The organism is Blautia sp. HCP3S3_H10_2, assembly GCF_052122375.1.
Taxonomy (GTDB): domain Bacteria; phylum Bacillota; class Clostridia; order Lachnospirales; family Lachnospiraceae; genus Blautia_A.
In genome coordinates, this window is record NZ_JBQKCL010000002.1 from 161,320 (window position 1) to 181,494 (window position 20,175).

General features: G+C 42.8%; 15 protein-coding genes, 1 tRNA gene, 1 other RNA gene and 2 other annotated features. Of the genes, 2 read left to right on the forward strand and 15 right to left on the reverse strand.

Annotated elements, in window-relative coordinates:
- Positions 1-51 precede the first annotated feature (51 nt).
- The 11 genes from ACTQWB_RS02760 to ACTQWB_RS02810 all read right to left on the reverse strand — a co-directional run bounded on the left by ACTQWB_RS02760 (position 52) and on the right by ACTQWB_RS02810 (position 15,055).
- Positions 52-663 (reverse strand): histidine phosphatase family protein, encoded by a 612-nt coding sequence (locus ACTQWB_RS02760; RefSeq protein WP_441500247.1) that lies wholly within the window; start codon positions 661-663, stop codon positions 52-54.
- A complete protein-coding gene (pheT, locus tag ACTQWB_RS02765) occupies positions 663-3,080 on the reverse strand; it encodes a phenylalanine--tRNA ligase subunit beta (RefSeq protein WP_441500248.1) in 2,418 nt (805 codons plus the stop codon). The genes ACTQWB_RS02760 and pheT overlap by 1 nt, the downstream gene beginning before the upstream one ends.
- Positions 3,081-3,196: 116 nt before the next feature.
- Positions 3,197-4,216, reverse strand: coding sequence for a phenylalanine--tRNA ligase subunit alpha (gene pheS, locus ACTQWB_RS02770; protein WP_441500391.1), 1,020 nt, complete (start codon positions 4,214-4,216; stop codon positions 3,197-3,199).
- Positions 4,217-4,307: 91 nt separating this feature from the next.
- Positions 4,308-4,527, reverse strand: a binding site (T-box leader).
- Between the two features lie 34 nt (positions 4,528-4,561).
- Complete coding sequence (locus tag ACTQWB_RS02775; protein ID WP_441500249.1) at positions 4,562-5,521, reverse strand: YihY/virulence factor BrkB family protein; 960 nt, start codon at positions 5,519-5,521, stop codon at positions 4,562-4,564.
- A gap of 170 nt (positions 5,522-5,691) precedes the next feature.
- The gene (locus ACTQWB_RS02780) at positions 5,692-6,951 is read right to left on the reverse strand and encodes a SpoIID/LytB domain-containing protein (protein WP_441500250.1); all 1,260 of its coding nucleotides are present in this window, start codon (positions 6,949-6,951) and stop codon (positions 5,692-5,694) included.
- Between the two features lie 137 nt (positions 6,952-7,088).
- Positions 7,089-8,147: an aldose epimerase family protein gene (locus ACTQWB_RS02785; protein ID WP_441500251.1), complete on the reverse strand. Its 1,059-nt coding sequence runs from the start codon at positions 8,145-8,147 to the stop codon at positions 7,089-7,091.
- Between the two features lie 21 nt (positions 8,148-8,168).
- Positions 8,169-8,346: non-coding RNA, 6S RNA (gene ssrS / locus ACTQWB_RS02790), on the reverse strand.
- Between the two features lie 77 nt (positions 8,347-8,423).
- Positions 8,424-10,247, reverse strand: a complete 1,824-nt coding sequence (locus ACTQWB_RS02795) for a DUF6020 family protein (RefSeq protein WP_441500252.1) — start codon at positions 10,245-10,247, stop codon at positions 8,424-8,426.
- Between the two features lie 127 nt (positions 10,248-10,374).
- A complete protein-coding gene (gene thrC, locus ACTQWB_RS02800) occupies positions 10,375-11,865 on the reverse strand; it encodes a threonine synthase (RefSeq protein ID WP_441500253.1) in 1,491 nt (496 codons plus the stop codon).
- A 197-nt stretch (positions 11,866-12,062) separates the two neighbouring features.
- Entirely contained in the window at positions 12,063-12,989 is a 927-nt protein-coding gene (locus ACTQWB_RS02805; protein ID WP_441500254.1) for a cell wall hydrolase, read from the reverse strand.
- A gap of 410 nt (positions 12,990-13,399) precedes the next feature.
- Positions 13,400-15,055 (reverse strand): 2-isopropylmalate synthase, encoded by a 1,656-nt coding sequence (locus ACTQWB_RS02810; RefSeq protein ID WP_441500255.1) that lies wholly within the window; start codon positions 15,053-15,055, stop codon positions 13,400-13,402.
- Positions 15,056-15,195: 140 nt separating this feature from the next.
- Positions 15,196-15,470, reverse strand: a binding site (T-box leader).
- Between the two features lie 115 nt (positions 15,471-15,585).
- On the opposite strand from ACTQWB_RS02810, the gene ACTQWB_RS02815 reads away from it, so the two are divergent.
- Both ACTQWB_RS02815 and ACTQWB_RS02820 read left to right on the forward strand, forming a co-directional pair.
- A tRNA-Pro gene (locus tag ACTQWB_RS02815) sits at positions 15,586-15,659 on the forward strand.
- A gap of 193 nt (positions 15,660-15,852) precedes the next feature.
- Positions 15,853-16,203, forward strand: coding sequence for a hypothetical protein (locus tag ACTQWB_RS02820; RefSeq protein WP_441500256.1), 351 nt, complete (start codon positions 15,853-15,855; stop codon positions 16,201-16,203).
- 95 nt (positions 16,204-16,298) lie between these two features.
- Here the strand turns inward: ACTQWB_RS02820 and leuD are convergent, their stop codons facing one another.
- The 4 genes from leuD to ilvN form a co-directional block, all read right to left on the reverse strand.
- On the reverse strand, positions 16,299-16,787 hold the full coding sequence (gene leuD, locus ACTQWB_RS02825) for a 3-isopropylmalate dehydratase small subunit (RefSeq protein WP_441500257.1): 489 nt from the start codon (positions 16,785-16,787) through the stop codon (positions 16,299-16,301).
- A 13-nt stretch (positions 16,788-16,800) separates the two neighbouring features.
- A complete protein-coding gene (leuC, locus tag ACTQWB_RS02830) occupies positions 16,801-18,069 on the reverse strand; it encodes a 3-isopropylmalate dehydratase large subunit (protein WP_441500258.1) in 1,269 nt (422 codons plus the stop codon).
- Positions 18,070-18,370: 301 nt separating this feature from the next.
- Positions 18,371-19,390 (reverse strand): ketol-acid reductoisomerase, encoded by a 1,020-nt coding sequence (gene ilvC, locus ACTQWB_RS02835; protein ID WP_441500259.1) that lies wholly within the window; start codon positions 19,388-19,390, stop codon positions 18,371-18,373.
- A gap of 110 nt (positions 19,391-19,500) precedes the next feature.
- Complete coding sequence (gene ilvN / locus ACTQWB_RS02840) at positions 19,501-19,998, reverse strand: acetolactate synthase small subunit (protein WP_173736605.1); 498 nt, start codon at positions 19,996-19,998, stop codon at positions 19,501-19,503.
- Positions 19,999-20,175 lie beyond the last annotated feature (177 nt).

Sequence of the window (20,175 nt, forward strand, 5' to 3'; positions counted from 1 at the left end):
CCTGTCTAATCAAAAGGATTTAACAGGGGTATTATATCATATTCTATATTTTCAAGCGTAAACCTTATCTTCCTCCAGAAAGCTTGCTTTTCCATCCTTCACTTCTACCAGGTTAATACTGCAGTTAGGCGGTACACAGCCATGCCAGAAATGCTCTGGATCCTGATACAGATTCTGAAGAAGCGCTCTTACAGCACAACCATGGGAAGACACCAGGATCGTTTTATCTGCCAGAGCGGGATCTGTGGTTTTCTCCAGCCAGAAATCCCTGGTGCGTTTCAGGACATCCTGGATGTTTTCTCCATTTTCCGGCCGTGGAAAGGAAAGGGGATCTCTGAAAAACAGATCAAACTCTTCACAATCTGATTCCATTGTATTTCCCGTTCTCATAATGTGTCCTTCCAGAACGCCAAAATTAATCTCCTGGATTCTTTCATCCGGTATGGTCGGAATATCCCGGCCGCCGAGAACCAGCTGGGCAGTCTGTCTCGCACGGATCAACGGGCTTGTGAAGCAGATATCAAAATCCACATTCATTAAAGCCTCGCCTGTCTTTCTGGCAAGGTCAATTCCCTCCTGGGCAAGTGGAATATCAGCTGACCCCTGGGCCTTATGAAGATGGTTCCAGGGTGTCAGACCATGTCTTACAATATATAAAAGCATCAGCTTCTCAACTCGATTCCAAGTCCTTCCAGACCATTTAAGATTTTCTTCATTGCTGCTGAAATCTCACTCTCTTCCAGAGTCTTGTCATGATCACGGAATACAAGGGCATAAGCCATAGACTTATAACCTCCCTTGATCTGGCTGCCTTCGTAAATATCAAACAGCTGATAGCTCTCCAGGATTTTTCCGCCTCTCTGGACAAGAACATCCTCGATCTGTCCTGCAAGAACATGTTTCGGAACTACCATACTAAGATCACGTGTTACAGCCGGATACTTGGCAATACCGGTAAATTTGTGATTGAAGTTTGCAAATTCCAGTACACTCTTGATGTCGATCATTGCAATATATGCACGGTCACCGATTCCATAGTTTTCTGCAACAAGTGGATGAATCTCACCAAGATAACCTACAACAGTACCCTCGTAAATCATATTTGCCTGTCTTCCAGGATGAAGGAATGATTTCTCACTTGCCGGATCGTATTCCATTTTCTTCTTCATACCGATCTTTTCGAAGAATTCTTCGCAGACACCCTTCATGTCAAAGAAATCTCCATTTCCATACATTCCAAGTGTAAACATGGTTCTCTCATCTGGCAGCTCTGTAAGCGGAAGTGCCTTTGGAAGATATACATTTCCAAGCTCATACAGACGTACATCTTTGTTTCTTCTGTTGTAATTGGTTGCCAGGGATGAAAGCATACCATTCAGTGTACTGGTACGCATTATACTGTAGTCCTCGCCAAGAGGATTGCTGATCGTGATCACCTTGCGGAGCACATCATCCTCCGGAATTCTCAGCTTGTCAAATACCTTCGGGCTCTCGAAGGAATAGGTCATTCCCTCGGAAAATCCGCAGTACTCTGCAATGTCTCTTGCAATATTTTCGATGCGGAGCTTGAATGGCATTTTTCCTGCTGTAGCTTCCCCAGATGGTAAAGTGGTCGGAATCTTGTCATAACCATAGAAACGGGCAACTTCCTCTGCCACATCTGCCATACAATGGATATCCTGACGGAAAGTAGGAGCTACGATCTCATTTGTCTTCTCGTCATAAGCAAGCTCGATCTTTGCAAGGTATCCAAGCATCTCTTCTTTGGAAAGATTGGTTCCAAGAAGACCATTGATACGTTCCGGTTCAAATTTCACACGGGATGGCTCACTTACTTTGTTACAGATATCAACCATACCTCCGACAACTTCACCAGCACCAAGCTCTTCCATCAGCTGGCAGGCTCTGTCGATTGCTGCTTTTGCATTATTGGGATCAAGGCCCTTCTCAAATTTACCGGAAGCATCTGTACGAAGTCCGATTCTCTTGGAAGAAAGTCTGATATTGGTTCCATCGAAGCATGCAGCCTCAAAAAGAACGGTGTGTACATTCTCTGTGATCATAGAGTTCTCGCCACCCATGATACCTGCGATTCCTACCGGCTTCTCACCGTCACAGATCATCAGTACGTTCTCATCCATAGTACGTTCCTGTCCATCCAGGGTAACGAATTTCTCATCTTTTCCAGCACAGCGTACCACGATCTCATGATTGGCAATGGTGTCAAGATCATAAGCGTGCATTGGCTGTCCAAACTCTTCCATTACATAGTTGGTAATATCTACCAGGTTGTTAATAGGACGGATTCCATTGGAAGCCAGGCAACGCTGCATCCATCTAGGAGATGGTCCGATCTTTACATTTTTTACAACTCTTGCGCAATAGCGCGGGCAAAGCTCCGGTTTTTCTACTGTTACTTTCACGTAGTCAGAAGCCTGCTCATTATTTCCAGTCACCTTTACTTCCGGAGGGCAGAATTTCTTGACAAAAGTAGCTGCTGCCTCTCTTGCGATTCCCAGGACTCCATAGCAGTCTACACGGTTAGATGTGATCTCATACTCGAAAACCACGTCATCCAGTCCAAGAGCTTTGATCGCACTCTCTCCTACAACTGCATCCTCCGGGAAAATATAAATTCCATATTCCGGAGCCTCCGGATACATGTCGCGGTTGCTTCCCAGTTCTTCAATAGAGCACATCATGCCATTTGACGGCACTCCACGAAGCTTTCCGGCTTTGATCTTGATTCCGCCAGGAGTCATTTTGCCATCATGGCCACCGGCCACACGGCCGCCATCAAGAACAACCGGTACCTTGTCTCCTTCTTTTACGTTCGGCGCACCGGTAACGATCTGGATCACTTCTGATCCGATATTTACCTGGCAGATGATCAGCTTATCTGCATCCGGGTGTTTCTCGATTTTCTCGATCTGGCCGATCACAATTTTGTCAAGGTCAGCGTCAAGCTTGGTGAAGCCCTCTACCTTTGTACCTGACAAAGTCATCGCGTCTGTATATTCCTGTGCGGTTACATCAAGATCCGGCACATACATTTTCATCCAAGATAATGAAGTATTCATTTTTTAATCCTCTTCTCACTTTATTCTATCTACTATCCACTTATATTCTATATCCGTAACTGTTCACATTTTTTCCAGACAGTTATGTCTTCTATAGCTATTTGATAACAATTTTATCAGAACTGTTTCAGGAAACGGATATCATTCTCATAAAGCAGGCGCATATCATCGATCTCATATTTCAGAAGGGCGATACGCTCAAGACCTACACCGAATGCAAAGCCTGTGTATTCTTCAGGATCAATGCCGCACATACGGAGTACATTAGGATGAACAGTTCCACAGCCAAGGATTTCGATCCAGCCGGATCCTTTACAGAAACGGCAGCCTTTTCCACCACATTTAAAGCAGGAAACATCAACCTCAGCACTTGGCTCTGTAAATGGGAAATGATGGGGTCTGAATTTCGTCTTGGTCTCAGGTCCGAAAAGCTCCTTGGCAAATACCTCAAGAGTTCCCTTCAGATCTGCAAATGTGATATTCTTATCAATTACAAGACCCTCAATCTGATGGAAGGATGGGGAATGTGTTGCATCCACCTCATCAGAACGGAATACTCTTCCAGGTGCGATCATACGGATCGGAAGCTTGCCTTTCTCCATGGTACGTGCCTGGACCGGTGAAGTCTGGGAACGGAGAAGTATGGAATCGTTGATAAAGAAAGTATCCTGCTCATCTCTGGCCGGATGGTTCTCCGGAATGTTCAGTTTGGTAAAGTTATAATCTGCATACTCTACCTCCGGTCCTTCTACAACCTCATAGCCCATTCCGATGAAAATACGCTCTACCTCTTCCAGGGCAATGCTGTTTGGATGACGGTGACCGATTCTTGCTTTCTTTGCAGGAAGGGTAACATCAATTACCTCAGCCTTCATTTTCTCTTCTCTTACAGCCTCTTCCAGCTTCTGTCTGGACTCTTCCAGAAGACTCTCGATCTTGGCTCTTGTCTCATTTACCAGCTGTCCAACCTTCGGTCTCTCCTCTGGGGAAACATCCTTCATTCCTTTTAAGATTGCAGTGAGTTCACCTTTTTTTCCAAGATATGCAACACGCACATCATTTAATTTGTCCAGGCCTTCAGATTCTTCAATCCGTGCTCTGGCATTTTCTGCCAGTTCCTGAAGTCTTTCTTTCATATCCATGGTTCATTTCTCCTTTATTCTTATGATCCGCCAGGCAAAGAGCAGTAATTGATAAATGGAAAATAAAAAAGCCCCGTCCCTTACCAAAAGGGACGAAGCATATTCCGCGGTACCACCCTGATTCCTGTATATACAGGCTCTCTCGCCGCTTAACGCGCAGCATCACGTCGCTTCCTACTGGAAATTTCAGAAACGCGGCTCCGGTGCGAAACTCAGAAATTATCTGAACTTAAGGAAGCTTGCAGCCGGTGGCTTCCTCTCTCTGAAAGAAAATAATCTCCTAAAAACACCTTCCTGGCTTTTTCTCTTTCAATACTATGCCACATCAGGGCAAATCTGTCAAGTACGCTTCGAAGATTTTCTTTTCTTCTCTGTTTCTTTTTCTTTGAATTTCTTCTTTTCTTTGTCTACTTCCTTCTCCCCTTCATCATGTTCACGGCTGAGCATTTCCCGCATAGATGCCTGGGCCATTCTGAACTGTTTCTCAAAATAAGCGTTAATCTCAGCCCCATAAAGCAAAAGATTCATACAGATATAAAGCCAGAGCATAACCATGATCAACGCAGTAAGACTTCCATACATATTGCTAAAGCCTGGAAACAATTCAAAATACAAGGAAAAGAAATAGGAAAACAAGGACCATCCCGCTGCGATCAGAATCGCCCCTGGCACCTGACTCTTAAAAGTCGCCTTCCGGTTCGGCAGCATTTTATACAAAATCAGGAATATCAGAAACAGACCTGCAAATACAAGTGCCGTTCTGGCTCCGATGATCTTCCCGATCACCCTGCCAAGGAACGGAACGTATTTCCCTGCCATGGTCTGGATCTGGTTTCCCAGAACCAGCAGAAAGAGACTTGCAATGATCGCAACGCTGAATAAAAATGTATAAACCACTGCATAAAGCCTGGTAACCAGCCAGTTTCGTGTCTCATGCACATGGTAAATGGTATTCAGTCCATTTGTCAGAGACTGCATCGCCTTCCCAGCTGACCACAATGCCATAATCGCTGATATCGGTACCACAGCAGTGCTTCTTCCATATACTTCAGATACAATGGTTAATACGAAATTCTGTATATTGTGTGGCACAAAAGCCCGGATTGCTTCACTGACCACATTATAGGTCAGTGGTGTATAACGAATTATAGTCGTAAGAAACAGAATAAAGGGAATAAAAGACATGATCAAAAAGTACGCTGCCTGTGCCGCATACGCTCCCACATGGTCTCCATTTGCTCTGTCCATAAAGCCCAGCAGCAGCTGAAGAACACTTTGCTTTTCTTTCTTCTTATCCATACGATTGCTCCTGTTGCATTTTGTAGCTATTGTAATAGTTCCGGATGAAACAAATCCGGAGCATTACAATATTTTTTTGTAACTGTTCAGAACCAGCCTCTGAACAGTTGCATTTTTTGTATCATATCACGAAACAGGCTTTCTGTCTACTTTTTCCCTCAACGGTTCTCTTATTCCATGCTTTCCAGAGTGATATTCTGAAAAAAATAAGTCAGGATTTCCCGCCAGGTATATCCTTCTTTTGCCATCTCATTGGCTCCATTCTGACTCATTCCAATGCCATGTCCGTATCCCTTTCCCAAAATCTGCACCATCTGATCTAGTTTCACTTTCAAATCAAAATAAGAACTTGGAAGAAGGCTTCCACCCTTCACAACCGTTCCATCTTTTTCGGTAACAGAAAGCCCTGCAGGCGATAGAAATTGGCGGATCTCATACTCACCTTCAATCTGTATCGTCCTGTTTTCTGCGATAACTTTTATCCCAGTGACAGCTCCGCTTGTACTCTTTTTTTCAATCTGAATGCCCTTCAGGGATCCATCTCCCCCAGATTCTGCCGCCCTGTTTTCCAATATCTGCCAGGGAATTTCCACATTCCAGCTGCTCCAGGGCATATCCTGGTCAAAATCACATTCCACACTTTTCAAATAAGCGGCAGCCTTATCCGCTCCCCATATCTCATCTGTGCTGGTCTGCCCGGCAGATGTGGAAAAGTAATACGCGGTGATCGGCTTCCCGTTCTGGCACAGAATCTGGCCTTTCGTTTTCTCCACTGCTCTATTTGTTTTTTCGTCAGCTGCAAAATTGCCGTACACCTGATAGTTCACACTATCATCCACATCTGCCCCATATTCCTCTTGCAGACTGTTTTCTTCCATCTGGCACACTGCATAGGTTCTGGCACATACAGCCTGGGCCATCAATGCCTGTTCCTCATAAGCCGAAGGCATTTCGCTTGGCACAACACCTTTCAGATAAGTTTCCAGGGGCAGTTCATTAATAAGCAATAGGCCCTGGCCTGTCTTTTTTATTTCCAGGGTTCCGTAATAAACCGGTGGATTTTGTGCCCTTTTAATAGAAGGCACAGCAATGCCGTCTTCATCACCTTTTAAAATCAGCGTTTTCCCCTGAACCTCCGGCGAATCAAATGTATAGGTTCGCTCTTCTCCATGGATCTGTAAAGTTACAGATGGATGATAATAGGACTTCTGATCAGAATCAGTCAGAAGGACACGGATCAGACGATCACCTGTCTTTCCGTCTGTTTTTCCATCTTCTGCCTCTGTCCATTTCAGGGAAAGCCCGATTCCGGCGCTGGAAATTCCAAAACTCTGCAGGATATTAAACCGCTCTTCTTTATCCTGCTCCCTTTTTCCTTCCATACTGATCGTCTCTTCAGCCATCCCCTTATTTTTTTCTTTTCTATTCACTTCTCCCGCTTTTCCAAACAATAGCAGCCATCCCAGCAGTACAATCAAAAAATAATTCATTTCATAAAAAAATCTGGTCTTCTTCATATGTAAAATATATGAAGAAAACCAGATAAAAATATCTATATGGCAATCAATTATTTCCGAACACCAAACTTATAAGCGGTAAAGGACTGGTACTTCTCCCCTGCTTCCAGGATTGGAGAATGGAATGCCTCTACATTTACTGCATTCGGCTCAACCTGTGTCTCAAGACAAAAGCCATCACGTTTATTATAAACATGTCCATTCTTACCCTTTTCATCAATTACGAAATTACCGGCATAAAACTGTACACATGGACAATCAGAAATCACATCCATAGTAATTCCAGAAGTTTCATTATATGCAGATGCGATAGTCCTTCTGTTTCCCTTAGCGTAGTTGTCTGCCACATAATTGTGGTCATATCCACCTGTGAATTTCAGCTGCTGGAAATCTGCTTCAATCTCCTGGCCGATCTTCTTCACCTTATTAAAGTCCATAGGAGTTCCCTCTACGGCTGCATACTCGCCTGTAGGGATGGAAAACTCATCAACCGGATTATAATCCTTCGCATGGATCGTAAGATATGTATCAAGTACCTTACCGCTCCCTTCACCTGTAAGATTGAAGTAAGAGTGATTGGTCATGTTCGCCAGTGTGGCCTTGTCGCTGACACCTTCATAATAAATCTGCAGGGTATTCTCCTCTGTAAATTCATATGTGACAGACACCTGGAATTCACCAGGGAATCCATTCTCGCCATCCGGACTGATTCTGGAAAAAGTAATGGCATTTTTCTTCTCATCTGTATTCTTCACTGTCCAGATCTTCTTCTCAAAGCCGTTAGGGCCACTGTGAAGATTGTTATCATTCTCATTCTTACCAAGATGGTATTCCTGACCATAAAGAGAGAATCTGGCTCCTGCAATACGGTTACCGCTTCTTCCGATGATTGCTCCAAAGAAACAGCCATTCACTTCATACTGCTGGACATCATCATAGCCAAGTACTACATCTGTCAGCTTCCCGTCCTTATCCGGAACCACAAGCTTCACAAGAATAGCACCGTAGTCCATCACCTCTGCATAAGCACCGGACTGATTCTCCAGATGATATAATGTAATCTCCTCCCCCGAGGTTAATTCTCCAAATTTCTTTGCTGTAACACCCATGTTACCTGCCTCCCTGTTCTAAAAAATCCCAGAATGCCGTTCCCTTTCTTTTGACGCCTAGCGAACCGCTAGGTGGGTATCCTCAACAGGACTTCTGCCTACCACGACGAGAGGTCTGACATCCGTACTGCGATCTTGGATTCCCTTGATGTCAATGTAGGTTCAAAAATAAAAGGGGCCTCGCACATCCCAGGATTCATTTTTTCTAAAAGTTATTATACTCTAGTATATACGGTTTTTCAACAGAAAATGTATATTTTAGCCGCGAAAAATCTGTCAATTATTCTCTGCGCTCTCTTTTTCTGAATATGCCAGAGACCAGCACACAATTGCCGGAAGACACGCCAGCAAAGGAATAGCATAGCGGACAAGCCCATTTATAGGTGACGCGACGCATACCGCAACATTTAGTGCAGGTGCCGCAAGTGCAAAAATCCCAAGTCCCTTTTTCCTATAAAACAGATATCCTGCCGCTATCAGTAAAATCCACGTATACATGCCCGGATTCATCAGCTGTGCCGTCACAGGGAACTTCAACCATAAATATGACCAGCCAGTTATGATATTTCGGATTCTCCTTGGAAATACATATTTTACAGCGAAATGTTTACGTATCTCTTTCTTAGTTCCAAACTGAAACAATTTCTGTACTCCACACTCATGAAATGGATAAAAGTATCCATAAGACCCATGTAATGTAGCCTCCACATATATACCCGGATGCTTCAAAAACATGGAACGCCATGCTTTAAAGTATTCCGATAACCGGCTGTTACGCTCTTCCTGGGAAAGGGCATCCATTTTTGCAGCAAAATTCAATTTTACCGGATCATAATTCTCCGGGTTATAAATAGCTCCTAACTGGTCAAAGTCCATTACTGCATTAATTGCCGCTTTCTCTTCCTCTGTTACATCTTCCGGATATGCTCTTACATATCTGGCTGTCTGTTGCAGTGGAATAGCAAGCATCGCTCTCACAGAACCTGGTGCCACTCCAATAGCAGTTGCAATTTTAGGACTCACCACTCCTTGTAAAAGGAACAGGCTTATCATTGTTATCACTATAATTTTCCACTTTTTTCTCTCTACATAAACCGCAGTTAATATCATGGAAGGAAGTACAATATAAATTCCGTTCTTTCTGCCAATGCAGACGCTTAAGCCTGATATAAACAGGCACAGCCACTGGCTGATTACGGTTCCATTCTTTCCCGTAATACAGATATCCAGCAAAACTGCTACATAACAGCATAAAAGGCCAGTGAACAGGCTATCTTTTAATATTGCCTGGGCAAAAGAACCAAATAAAGGAACACAGCCAAAAAACAAGGCGGATAACAGATATGCCGCAGCTGACTTTCTCCACTTGTATATTTTACTGCACGCCACAGAATAACAAAATGATTCTATCAGGGAAAACACAAGAACCACCGTGAAAACACCTATGTTATCGCTGATGTGGCAGCCCAGATCCATTAACCAGCCAATCAGCAGAGTGGTCTGCCATGGATGCAGGTTATAAAACTCGCTGTACCCATTATACATCCAGATCTGTCTCCAGCCATCAAATGGAACGCTTCCCGGAAAACATAATATAAAATAAGGCGCCCAGCAAATTTCGATTATGAGAAAAGCAAACAACAACGGATGCTTTTGCATAACCAGTGGCAATTTCATCCTGTTTTCTGCAATTTTTCTATTTGCCAAATAACTGTACAAAAGAGAAAGCAAAAAATCCAGCAGGATCCAGAAACCGCAAAACGTCATAAGTGCGATCAAAAGCTGCTTTTTGTTGTAAAAAATAAATTCCCAGCTTTCAATGGCGGTAAAACTAAGTCCTATTACCATGCAGCCGGCAAAAAAAGCGGAAAGCAGATGTGTAACCCAGTTACTTGTGCGTTTAAAGCTTTCCCATGTCTTTGCATACAAAAGAACGGCGCCAATAAAAATCAGCAGAAATTCCGCATTCCGTCCATCCATCTCTTTCGCCAGTTTTTGTAGAAATGTACCTTTTCGCTGCAGTTCCCCAGTCATAGAAAACGACATTGCTGTAAGCAGCGCCAAAAGCGTCCATAGCAGATAGTTTACCCTCTTTTTCATCTTTCCTCCAAAATGTACTTTGATAATAAAAATATTTTCCCACACAGAAAAATGACTGCCACTACCTGGGTGACAGCCTTTTTTGATTCATAGTTAAACAAACCGGATTAAAAATACACGATTCACATTAGTGGATTCCAAGTATATTCTTCACAGTGGCCGGCATATCTTCTGCATCCACTACCCGGTCATGAAGCACCGGTGCAGTACGGATATCGTTAACAGCCTTCGGAACAGCTACACCGGAAAGCTTCTCAAGTGCATCTGCAAGACCGAAATCATCCAGATCTTCATGGCCTTCAGAAATTGCATCCATAACGCTTCTTGTAAATTTATATGGACTTGCTGTAGATGCGATCACAGCCGGTGTTTTATCCTTTGTATCAGACACATATTTCTTGTATACGCCTGCTGCAACTGCAGTATGTGTATCGATCACATAGTCACTTGCCTGATATACTTCACGGATTGCTTCTTTCGTTTCCTCTTCTGTACAGTAATTTCCATAGAAATCCTTCAACTGCTCTTTCATCTGCGGAGTGATCGTGTATTCTCCTCCCTGGGAAAGATTTCCCATAAGCTTCGCACACTCTTCCGGATCATTTCCTGCAATACGGTAAATCAGACGCTCCAGATTGCTGGAAATCAGGATGTCCATAGATGGAGAGCTGGTAAGAATAAAGTCTCTCTTACGGTTATAGGTACCTGTGGTAAAGAAATCATATAATACTTTATTCTCATTAGAAGCACAGATCAGCTTCTTAATCGGAAGTCCCATCTGTTTGGCATAGAATGCAGCCAGAATATTTCCAAAGTTTCCGGTTGGGACCACCACATTGATCTCCTGTTCAGACTTGATTGCACCCTGACGTACCAGGCTTGCATATGCATACACATAATAAACAATCTGGGGAACAAGACGGCCAATGTTAATGGAATTTGCTGAGGAAAACTGGAAGCCTGCCTGCGCAAGCTCTTCTGCCATCGCTTTATCATTAAACATTTTCTTTACGGCAGTCTGAGCATCGTCAAAGTTACCAGTGATACCCACTACATATGTATTGGCACCTTTCTGGGTTACCATCTGCTTCTCCTGGATCGGACTTACTCCATGTTTCGGATAGAATACAATGATCCTGGTGCCTGGGACATCTGCAAATCCTGCCAGTGCTGCTTTTCCGGTATCTCCGGAAGTAGCGGTCAGGATCACGATCTCATTTTTTACGTTATTCTTTCTTGCTGCGGTAGTCATAAGATATGGCAGAATGGAAAGTGCCATGTCCTTAAATGCAATCGTAGGGCCATGAAAAAGCTCCAGATAATAAGCTCCATCCGCTTCCTTAAGAGGCGCAATCTTATCCGTATCGAATTTTTTATCATATGCGCTGTTGATACAGCTGCGAAGCTCCTCTTCTGTAAAATCTGTGAGAAGACGGCTCATCACCTGATAAGCAGTTTCCTGATAGGTCATCTGTGAAAGCTCATCCATGGAAACATCAAGTGCCGGAATCTGTGTTGGTACAAACAGTCCTCCATCCTCAGAAAGTCCCTTCAAAATAGCCTGGGAAGCGGTTACCGGCTCTCCTTTACCCCTGGTGCTCTGGTACATTACCTGCATTTGTTATTCCTGCCTTTCGCTTATTGTTATGAGACAAATGCCTCGTTCTTATCTTATTTCGACTTTAAAGGTATTATACATACTTCACCGTGCTAAATCAACACCAAATTTGAAAAAGCCATCTGAAATAATATCTTTCAGACGGCTTTTCACCCATTATTTTCTGAATTTCACCGATATGCAGTACCTTCTGAATATTATTTTTTCACCATCTGGACTGCATTTTCTGTGGCAGCATCCTTAGAATCTGAGCTCCCCTTTGAATCTTTTTCCTCCGGATAAGTATAAAATTCATGGACGCCATATTTGAATAATTTCTTCAGGTCTTTATCAAACCAGCTTACATTCTGCTTTTCTGCTGCAGAACGCTGAATAAAAAACAGCGCTCCCTCTGAATAATCAACGCCTTCCAGGGCTTGTTTTACTGCTTCCCTGGTCGCATCTGAAACAGTCACTTCATAAAATCTTCCGTCGTAAACAGGAGAAAACTGTGGAACACCATTTTTCTGATCGAAAATTACATCTGTGACTGTATCCGGAAATTCGCTGTTGGATACCCTGTTCATAATAACGTTTGCGATCAAGGTACGTCCTTTCACATCTTCTGTTCCGGCCTCTGCCTCTACAATGTGGAGCAGATTATCATAATCCGAATCCGACATCAGTTTCGGAGTCGCTGACACAGATACTGCCGCATCAAAACTGTCAACTGTATCCGCCATGGAATCTCCCACATTCAGTTCATCCGCATTTCCCTTGACTTTCTTCACACGCTGTCCAACCATCACCTTTTCACAGGAGGTCCCAATACGTGTCACCTTCGTTCCAGCCGCCGGACTGTCTGCCACACTGGTAACCATACCTGCAATTCCCGTGGGCAGCGTATAGCTTATTACTCCGGAAGAAGTTCCCAGATCTGCTGATTCATTCTCTGAATCTGATGCCGCATATACCTGGCTTCGATTACCTGATTCTGCTACTTTTGATCCAATTGCCAAAATCATCGCCAACGTGGCGCAGGCACTAAGAGCTACAAAATTATGTACAAGAACATTCCCATTCTTTTTCCTCTGGTTTTTGCCCTTGCAAGTCGTTACATTCTGTAAACTTATTTTTAATTTCATATTCTTCTTTCCTTGCACTTTTGTTATGTTTTGATTTCTTTAATTATATTTTTCGTAACATTTTTGTAATGTATGAGAAAATTATATTTAATAATCGCTGAAATGTCAAGTAATTTTTATTATAATCGTCCCATTTTCCCCAAAAACTGGTAAAAAAATAGAGGCCAGACATTAAAACAACTTCCACATTGCAAAAACGTCGTAACATTTTTGCAAAAGTCTGTTTTAATTTCTCCCCTTTGTTTTTTCTTTTTACATATATTATTATAGCGTCGTCTCTAGTGCTTCGTCAAGTTTTTCCCATCGCCTTATTATGACAAAAAAATCACTGCAGAATCAATATTTTCATAAATTCTGCAGTGAATATTCTTTCCTATTAAAAATGATAGTCGATTATAACAATTTACAAATCAGCGGTTATTGATTGCTGTCACAAGTGCATCAATAGAAGCACGGATAATATCCGGATCTACGCCAGCTCCCCATGCCATCGTTCCGTCTGGTTTCTTAATGCCGACATATGCGATTGCTTTGGAACTGGAACTACGCTCCAACGCATGCTCCTGATATACCTCAAGGGAATATTTCAGCTCATATGCTTTCTTCAAAGCATTGCTTACTGCATCCAGACGTCCGTTTCCAGAAGCCTCTGTGGTAATCGTCTTTCCATTAAATGTAGAAGTAACTTTTGTTGTAATTCCTCCATCCTTCTGCTGGAAATGAACTTCATTAATGCTATATGGCTGTACCACATTTTCGAATGTTTTCTTAAACAATTCGAAAATTTCATCTGGGTGAAGCTCTTTATGAAGATGATCGGAAACACCCTTTGCTGTGTAGCCCATTGCTTCACGCATCTTTGGAGGAAGATTCAGGCCATATTTGGTTTCCAGAATATAGCCTACACCACCTTTACCAGACTGGCTGTTGATTCGGATAACGTCTGCGTCATAGTTACGGCCAACATCAGTAGGGTCAATTGGCAGATATGGAACTGTCCAACGGTTCGGATCTTTCTCTTCGATCCAATGCATACCTTTGGCGATCGCATCCTGATGGGAACCGGAGAATGCTGCAAAAACAAGGGCTCCACTGTACGGGCTTCTCTCTCCTACTGTCATTCCGGTGCAACGCTCGTATACATCACAGATGTGAGGCATGTCTGAGAAATCAAGCTTAGGATCTACTCCCTGGGAGTACATGTTCATTCCAAGTGTTACGATATCAACATTACCTGTACGCTCACCGTTTCCAAACAAAGTTCCCTCAATACGATCTGCACCAGCCAGAATTCCCATCTCGGAATCTGCTACACCGCAGCCTCTGTCATTATGAGGATGTAAGGATACGATTACATTTTCACGATGAAGCATATGCTTGCACATATACTCAACCTGGCTTGCATATACATGCGGCATGGAATGCTCGACTGTTACCGGAAGATTAATAATACATTTGTTATCCGGTGTCGGCTGCCATACATCAATTACTGCATTGCAGACTTCAAGAGCATATTCCGGCTCTGTTCCTGTAAAGCTCTCCGGGCTGTATTCGAACTGGAAGTTTCCTTCTGTCTGTTCAGCCAGTTCTTTTAATAATCTGGCACCCTCTACTGCAATCTTTAAAATCTCTTCTTTTGATTTCTTAAATACCTGTTCACGCTGTGCAACAGATGTGGAATTGTATACGTGGACAATTGCTTTTGGTGCACCTTTTACAGCCTCAAAAGTCTTGCGGATAATATGCTCTCTTGCCTGGGTCAGTACCTGAATGGTAACATCCTCAGGAATCAGATTGTTGTCGATCAAAGTACGAAGGAAGGTGTACTCTGTCTCGGAAGCTGCCGGGAAACCAACTTCAATTTCCTTAAAGCCAATCTGTACAAGGAGTTTAAAAAATTCAACTTTCTGCTCCAGACTCATCGGAATCACAAGAGCCTGGTTACCATCACGAAGATCTACGGAGCACCAGATGGGTGCTTTATCGATATAATCTTTCTTTGCCCAGTCCATGCAGGTTTCTGGCGGAAGATAATACTGTTTTTTGTATTTGCTTGCGTTCATCATTTCTTTTGTCCTCCATATTATAAATTGTGTCTTTCTTTTGGCTGCTTTAGATCCTACCCTGCAGAGCTTTTATACAATAAGCAATTAGAACAAAATTCCCCATTGCATAAAAAAAGCCCTCCAGCTCTGCATACATCAATGCAAGAGACGGAAGACATATGTCCTACGCGGTACCACTCTTATTTCATGAATAAAATCCATACACTTAACGGATACGGGATCATTCCTTATATCCTCTCCCTGTAACGGTGGAATCCGTCTGCGTCTACTCTTACTTAACAGTATAAATGATCAGATAAGTAATTTCGGACAGCTGCTCCAAGGCGAGTTCTACAGTTTCCTTCCGTTACCTCACACCATCCGGTAACTCTCTGCGCTCCAGTTTCTGTGTACTACTCCTTATCAAAGCATTTCTCTTATATTTTCCCTGTGGTTATTACCTTAACATTTTCAATGCCGTTTGTCAATCCAAAATTTTCAGAAAAAACAGTTGATTTTTCAAAGCACATTTGATATAATATCATCTGTTACGGGGTATGGCGTAGCTTGGTAGCGCGCACGGCTGGGGGCCGTGAGGTCGCAGGTTCAAATCCTGTTGCCCCGATTTTATGTTTTTCTTATGTATAATAATCATCAATTTATTTTCTTTTAATCATTTATTATCTTTATAATCTATTATCTTTATAATCATTTTATTATTTCCCAAGAACCCGAACCTTGAAAACTGAATAGACTTCATGTTCTTTTTGTGATATAGTATATTTATTATATAGTATATATGTAAAGGAGAGTGTAAAATGCTAGATAAAAACGATTTGCAAGCAATTAACAATTTATTACAGCCACTAAGAGATAACCTGGATTACATGAAAACCGAAATGGGTTCCATGAAAACCGAAATGGGTTCCATGAAAGCCGATATAAACGATTTAAAAAGGACTGTGTCTGGAATACAGCTTCATTTGGAAAATACCACTGATAAAAACATACGTATCATAGCTGAAAACCATCTGGCCTTAAGTCATAAGCTTGATGATGTCTTAAAGCTCAAAACAGAGAGAAATCTTTTCGAGATCCGTTTAAATTGTGTAGAAAATGACACCAGAGAAATCAAAGCTTTTTTAGCCAATTTACATCCCACAGCTTAACATCCCATAAAGAAAAGAACGTGAAGTCTCTTCAGTTTCCAAGACTTCACGTTCCATTTTTACAAAAGTTTGTTTCCTATTGCAAAATTTTAATTTTACTGCTGGGCATTAATATAATTCACAAGTCCCTCAGCCTTAATGATCTTCTGCATAAATTCCGGGAATGCCTGCCCCTTGAACTGGGTTCCCTTCGTACGGTTATAGATCATACCGGAATCAAAATCTACCTCAACCTGATCTCCTTCTTCAATTCCCTTGCTTGCCTCAGGGCACTCAATGATCGGAAGCCCGATATTGATCGCATTACGATAAAAAATTCTGGCAAATGTTTCTGCAATAACGCAGCTTACTCCAGCTGCCTTAATTGCGATCGGCGCATGTTCACGGGAAGAACCGCAGCCAAAGTTCTTAGTTGCTACGATAATATCACCCTTCTGCACTCTCTTCACAAAGGTCTTGTCAATGTCTTCCATACAGTGAGTCGCCAGTTCAGCCGGATCTGAGGAATTCAGATAACGTGCCGGAATAATAACGTCTGTATCAACATTGTCTCCATATTTAAAAGCTCTGCCTTTTGCCTGCATGATAAGTTCCTCCTTATAATCCTAATTCTTCCGGTGCGCAGATATAGCCAGTTACTGCACTTGCTGCTGCAACTGCCGGGCTGGCAAGATAAACTTCAGAATCCACATGTCCCATACGTCCTACAAAGTTACGGTTAGTAGTGGAAATGCAACGCTCACCAGCAGCCAGGATTCCCATATATCCGCCAAGGCACGGTCCACAGGTAGGAGTACTTACTACTGCCCCTGCTTCAATAAAAATCTTAAGAAGTCCTTCCTCCATAGCCTGCAGGTAAATTGCCTGTGTAGCAGGAATTACAATACAGCGAAGTCCCTTCTTAACCTTGCGTCCTTTCAGGATTTCTGCTGCAACACGAAGGTCATCAATACGTCCGTTTGTACAGGAACCAATCACAGACTGATCCACTGCCACCGGCTCACTGATCTCGGAAATCGTTTTGGTATTCTCTGGTAAATGAGGGAATGCAACCGTTGGCTCCAGTGTGCTAAGATCAATTGTATACTCTGCCTCATAAACCGCATCCTCATCAGCTTCATATACTGTATATGGACGTTTAGAATGCTCTTTCATATATTCGATTGCAAGATCATCAACTGGGAAAATTCCATTCTTTCCGCCAGCCTCGATTGCCATATTTGCAATCGTGAAACGATCATCCATGGACAGGTTCTTAATACCCTCTCCTACAAATTCCATAGATTTGTAAAGGGCACCATCCACGCCGATCATGCCAATAATATGTAAAATAACATCTTTTCCGCTTACCCATTTCTTCGGTTTCCCTACAATGTTAAATTTGATAGCAGACGGAACCTTAAACCATGCTTTTCCAGTAGCCATACCAGCTGCCATATCTGTACTTCCAACACCCGTGGAAAAAGCTCCAAGAGCTCCATATGTACAGGTATGTGAATCTGCGCCGATGATCACATCGCCAGCTACTGTAAGACCTTTCTCCGGAAGAAGCGCATGCTCGATACCCATCTGTCCTACATCAAAATAATTGGTGATATCATGACGACAGGCAAATTCGCGGACACATTTGCAGTGCTCTGCAGACTTGATATCCTTGTTCGGGATAAAATGATCCATTACCAGTGCAATTTTATCTTTGTCAAATACAGTATCTACGGTCATCTTATCCATCTCATGGATTGCAACCGGAGACGTGATATCGTTTCCAAGAACAAGGTCAAGCTGTGCCTCTATAAGCTGTCCCGCTTCTACATGATCCAGACCTGCATGAGCTGCCAGGATCTTCTGAGTCATTGTCATTCCCATTATAGTATTCCTCCTGATTCGTAATATGCAGTTATTTTAACATATTTTCCGTCACAATAACAATACATATTCGCCATATAATTTCCCTGACAGTAAAGATTCCTGTCCAATTTTTTCTTACATAAAAAAATCCGGATTGCCCCGGATTTTTTAACCGGGTCCCTTTAACTTCGCTTCCGCTCCGTTAAAGTAGCGCAAAAAAATCCGGGTTACCCCGGATTTTTCAACCGGGTCCCTTTAACTTCGCTTCCGCTCCGTTAAAGTAGCGCAAAAAAATCCGGGTTACCCCGGATTTTTTTGCTTAGTTGTTGATAAGCTTGTCTTCGCCGTTCCAGCTGTAAAGTTTACGAACCTCTTCGCCAACCTTCTCTGACGGATGCTCAGCAGCTTTCTTTCTCATAGCTTTGAAGTGTACCTGACGTCCAGCTGGGCTCATGTCAAGCAGGAACTCTTTTGCAAAAGTACCATCCTGGATATCAGAAAGGATTTTCTTCATTGTCTTCTTAGTCTCTTCTGTGATAAGCTTCGGTCCTGTGATGTAATCGCCATACTCAGCTGTGTTGGAGATGGAATATCTCATTCCAGCGAATCCTGACTGGTAGATCAGGTCTACGATCAGTTTCATCTCATGGATACACTCGAAGTATGCGTTTCTTGGATCATATCCAGCCTCGCAAAGAGTCTCAAAACCAGCCTGCATAAGAGCACAAACACCACCGCAAAGTACTGCCTGCTCACCGAAAAGGTCTGTCTCTGTCTCTGTACGGAATGTAGTCTCAAGAACACCAGCTCTTGCTCCACCGATGCCAAGTGCATATGCAAGTGCAACATCAAGAGCTTTTCCTGTGTAATCCTGCTCAACAGCTACCAGACACGGAACACCTTTGCCTGCCTGATACTCGCTTCTTACTGTATGTCCAGGTCCTTTTGGAGCGATCATAGTAACATCTACGTTCTTTGGCGGAACGATGCATCCGAAATGAATGTTGAAACCATGAGCGAACATAAGCATGTTACCCTCTTCAAGGTTTGGCTCGATATCTTTCTTATACATATCAGCCTGTTTCTCATCATTGATCAGGATCATGATGATATCAGCTTTCTTTGCAGCCTCTGCTGCTGTATATACTTTAAATCCCTGCTCTTCAGCTCTCTTCCAGGATTTGCTGCCTTCGTAAAGACCGATAATGACATCGCATCCAGACTCTTTCAGGTTCAGTGCATGAGCATGTCCCTGGCTACCGTAGCCAATAATTGCGATTGTCTTTCCATCTAATAAAGAGAGATTACAATCTTCCTGGTAAAAAATTCTTGCTGACATTTTCGTTTCCTCCTACTGTGTTAAAACTTAAAAATATGTATCGTTAAGGGTATATATATGCATATTCTGTGTATGGTTATTCATTACATCCATGCATACCCCTTAGCAAACTATAGAAATTTTACTCCATGAGAGCCCCTCTCAAGTCCCATGACACCGGCCCTTGCCAGCTCCAGGATCTCGTAGTCTCCCATAAGATCAATAAACGCCTCCAGCTTAGTCTTGGAGCCAGTCATCTCCACGATCAGAGAATCCTTGCTCACATCCACCACCTTGGCACGGAAAATATCTGCAATGGAAACAATTCCCTGTCTCTGCTCAGGTGCTGCTGCAACCTTCACAAGAACGGTCTCGCGAACAACGCTGTCAGATGGATCCAAAACCTTGATATCCCTTACATCTACCAGCTTCGCAAGCTGTTTCACGATCTGATCAAGAATCGCGTCATCTCCACTGCACACCACGGTAATACGGGTGTAATTCACATCTGCTGTAACTCCAGCAGTAATGCTGTCAATATTATAACCACGGCGGCTGAACATTCCGGCAATACGGCTGAGCACACCCGACGTGTTATCAACTAATAAAGATAAAATCTTGTTTTGCATAAAAATAATCCTGCTTTCGTGCTTCAGATTGATATGGTTACCATTATAGCAACATAATTTTTTTTGTCAATGCCACACTTCAAAAAAAATTTAATGTTTTATTGTATTAAAGCATATTTATGCATATCTGTCTTTCTCACGCAAACATTTAATGTGTCTGTGTCCGCATAAAAATCT

Excerpts from the sequence above, each read along its gene's own strand:
- ilvN (WP_173736605.1), bottom strand. The coding sequence starts at position 19,998 with ATGCAAAACAAGATTTTATCTTTATTAGTTGATAACACGTCGGGTGTG.
- leuC (WP_441500258.1), bottom strand. The coding sequence starts at position 18,069 with ATGGGAATGACAATGACTCAGAAGATCCTGGCAGCTCATGCAGGTCTG.
- ACTQWB_RS02775 (WP_441500249.1), bottom strand. The coding sequence starts at position 5,521 with ATGGATAAGAAGAAAGAAAAGCAAAGTGTTCTTCAGCTGCTGCTGGGC.
- ACTQWB_RS02810 (WP_441500255.1), bottom strand. The coding sequence starts at position 15,055 with ATGATGAACGCAAGCAAATACAAAAAACAGTATTATCTTCCGCCAGAA.
- pheS (WP_441500391.1), bottom strand. The coding sequence starts at position 4,216 with ATGAAAGAAAGACTTCAGGAACTGGCAGAAAATGCCAGAGCACGGATT.
- pheT (WP_441500248.1), bottom strand. The coding sequence starts at position 3,080 with ATGAATACTTCATTATCTTGGATGAAAATGTATGTGCCGGATCTTGAT.
- ACTQWB_RS02795 (WP_441500252.1), bottom strand. The coding sequence starts at position 10,247 with ATGAAAAAGAGGGTAAACTATCTGCTATGGACGCTTTTGGCGCTGCTT.
- ACTQWB_RS02820 (WP_441500256.1), top strand. The coding sequence starts at position 15,853 with ATGCTAGATAAAAACGATTTGCAAGCAATTAACAATTTATTACAGCCA.
- ACTQWB_RS02785 (WP_441500251.1), bottom strand. The coding sequence starts at position 8,147 with ATGGGTGTTACAGCAAAGAAATTTGGAGAATTAACCTCGGGGGAGGAG.
- thrC (WP_441500253.1), bottom strand. The coding sequence starts at position 11,865 with ATGCAGGTAATGTACCAGAGCACCAGGGGTAAAGGAGAGCCGGTAACC.
- leuD (WP_441500257.1), bottom strand. The coding sequence starts at position 16,787 with ATGCAGGCAAAAGGCAGAGCTTTTAAATATGGAGACAATGTTGATACA.
- ACTQWB_RS02760 (WP_441500247.1), bottom strand. The coding sequence starts at position 663 with ATGCTTTTATATATTGTAAGACATGGTCTGACACCCTGGAACCATCTT.
- ilvC (WP_441500259.1), bottom strand. The coding sequence starts at position 19,390 with ATGTCAGCAAGAATTTTTTACCAGGAAGATTGTAATCTCTCTTTATTA.
- ACTQWB_RS02805 (WP_441500254.1), bottom strand. The coding sequence starts at position 12,989 with ATGAAATTAAAAATAAGTTTACAGAATGTAACGACTTGCAAGGGCAAA.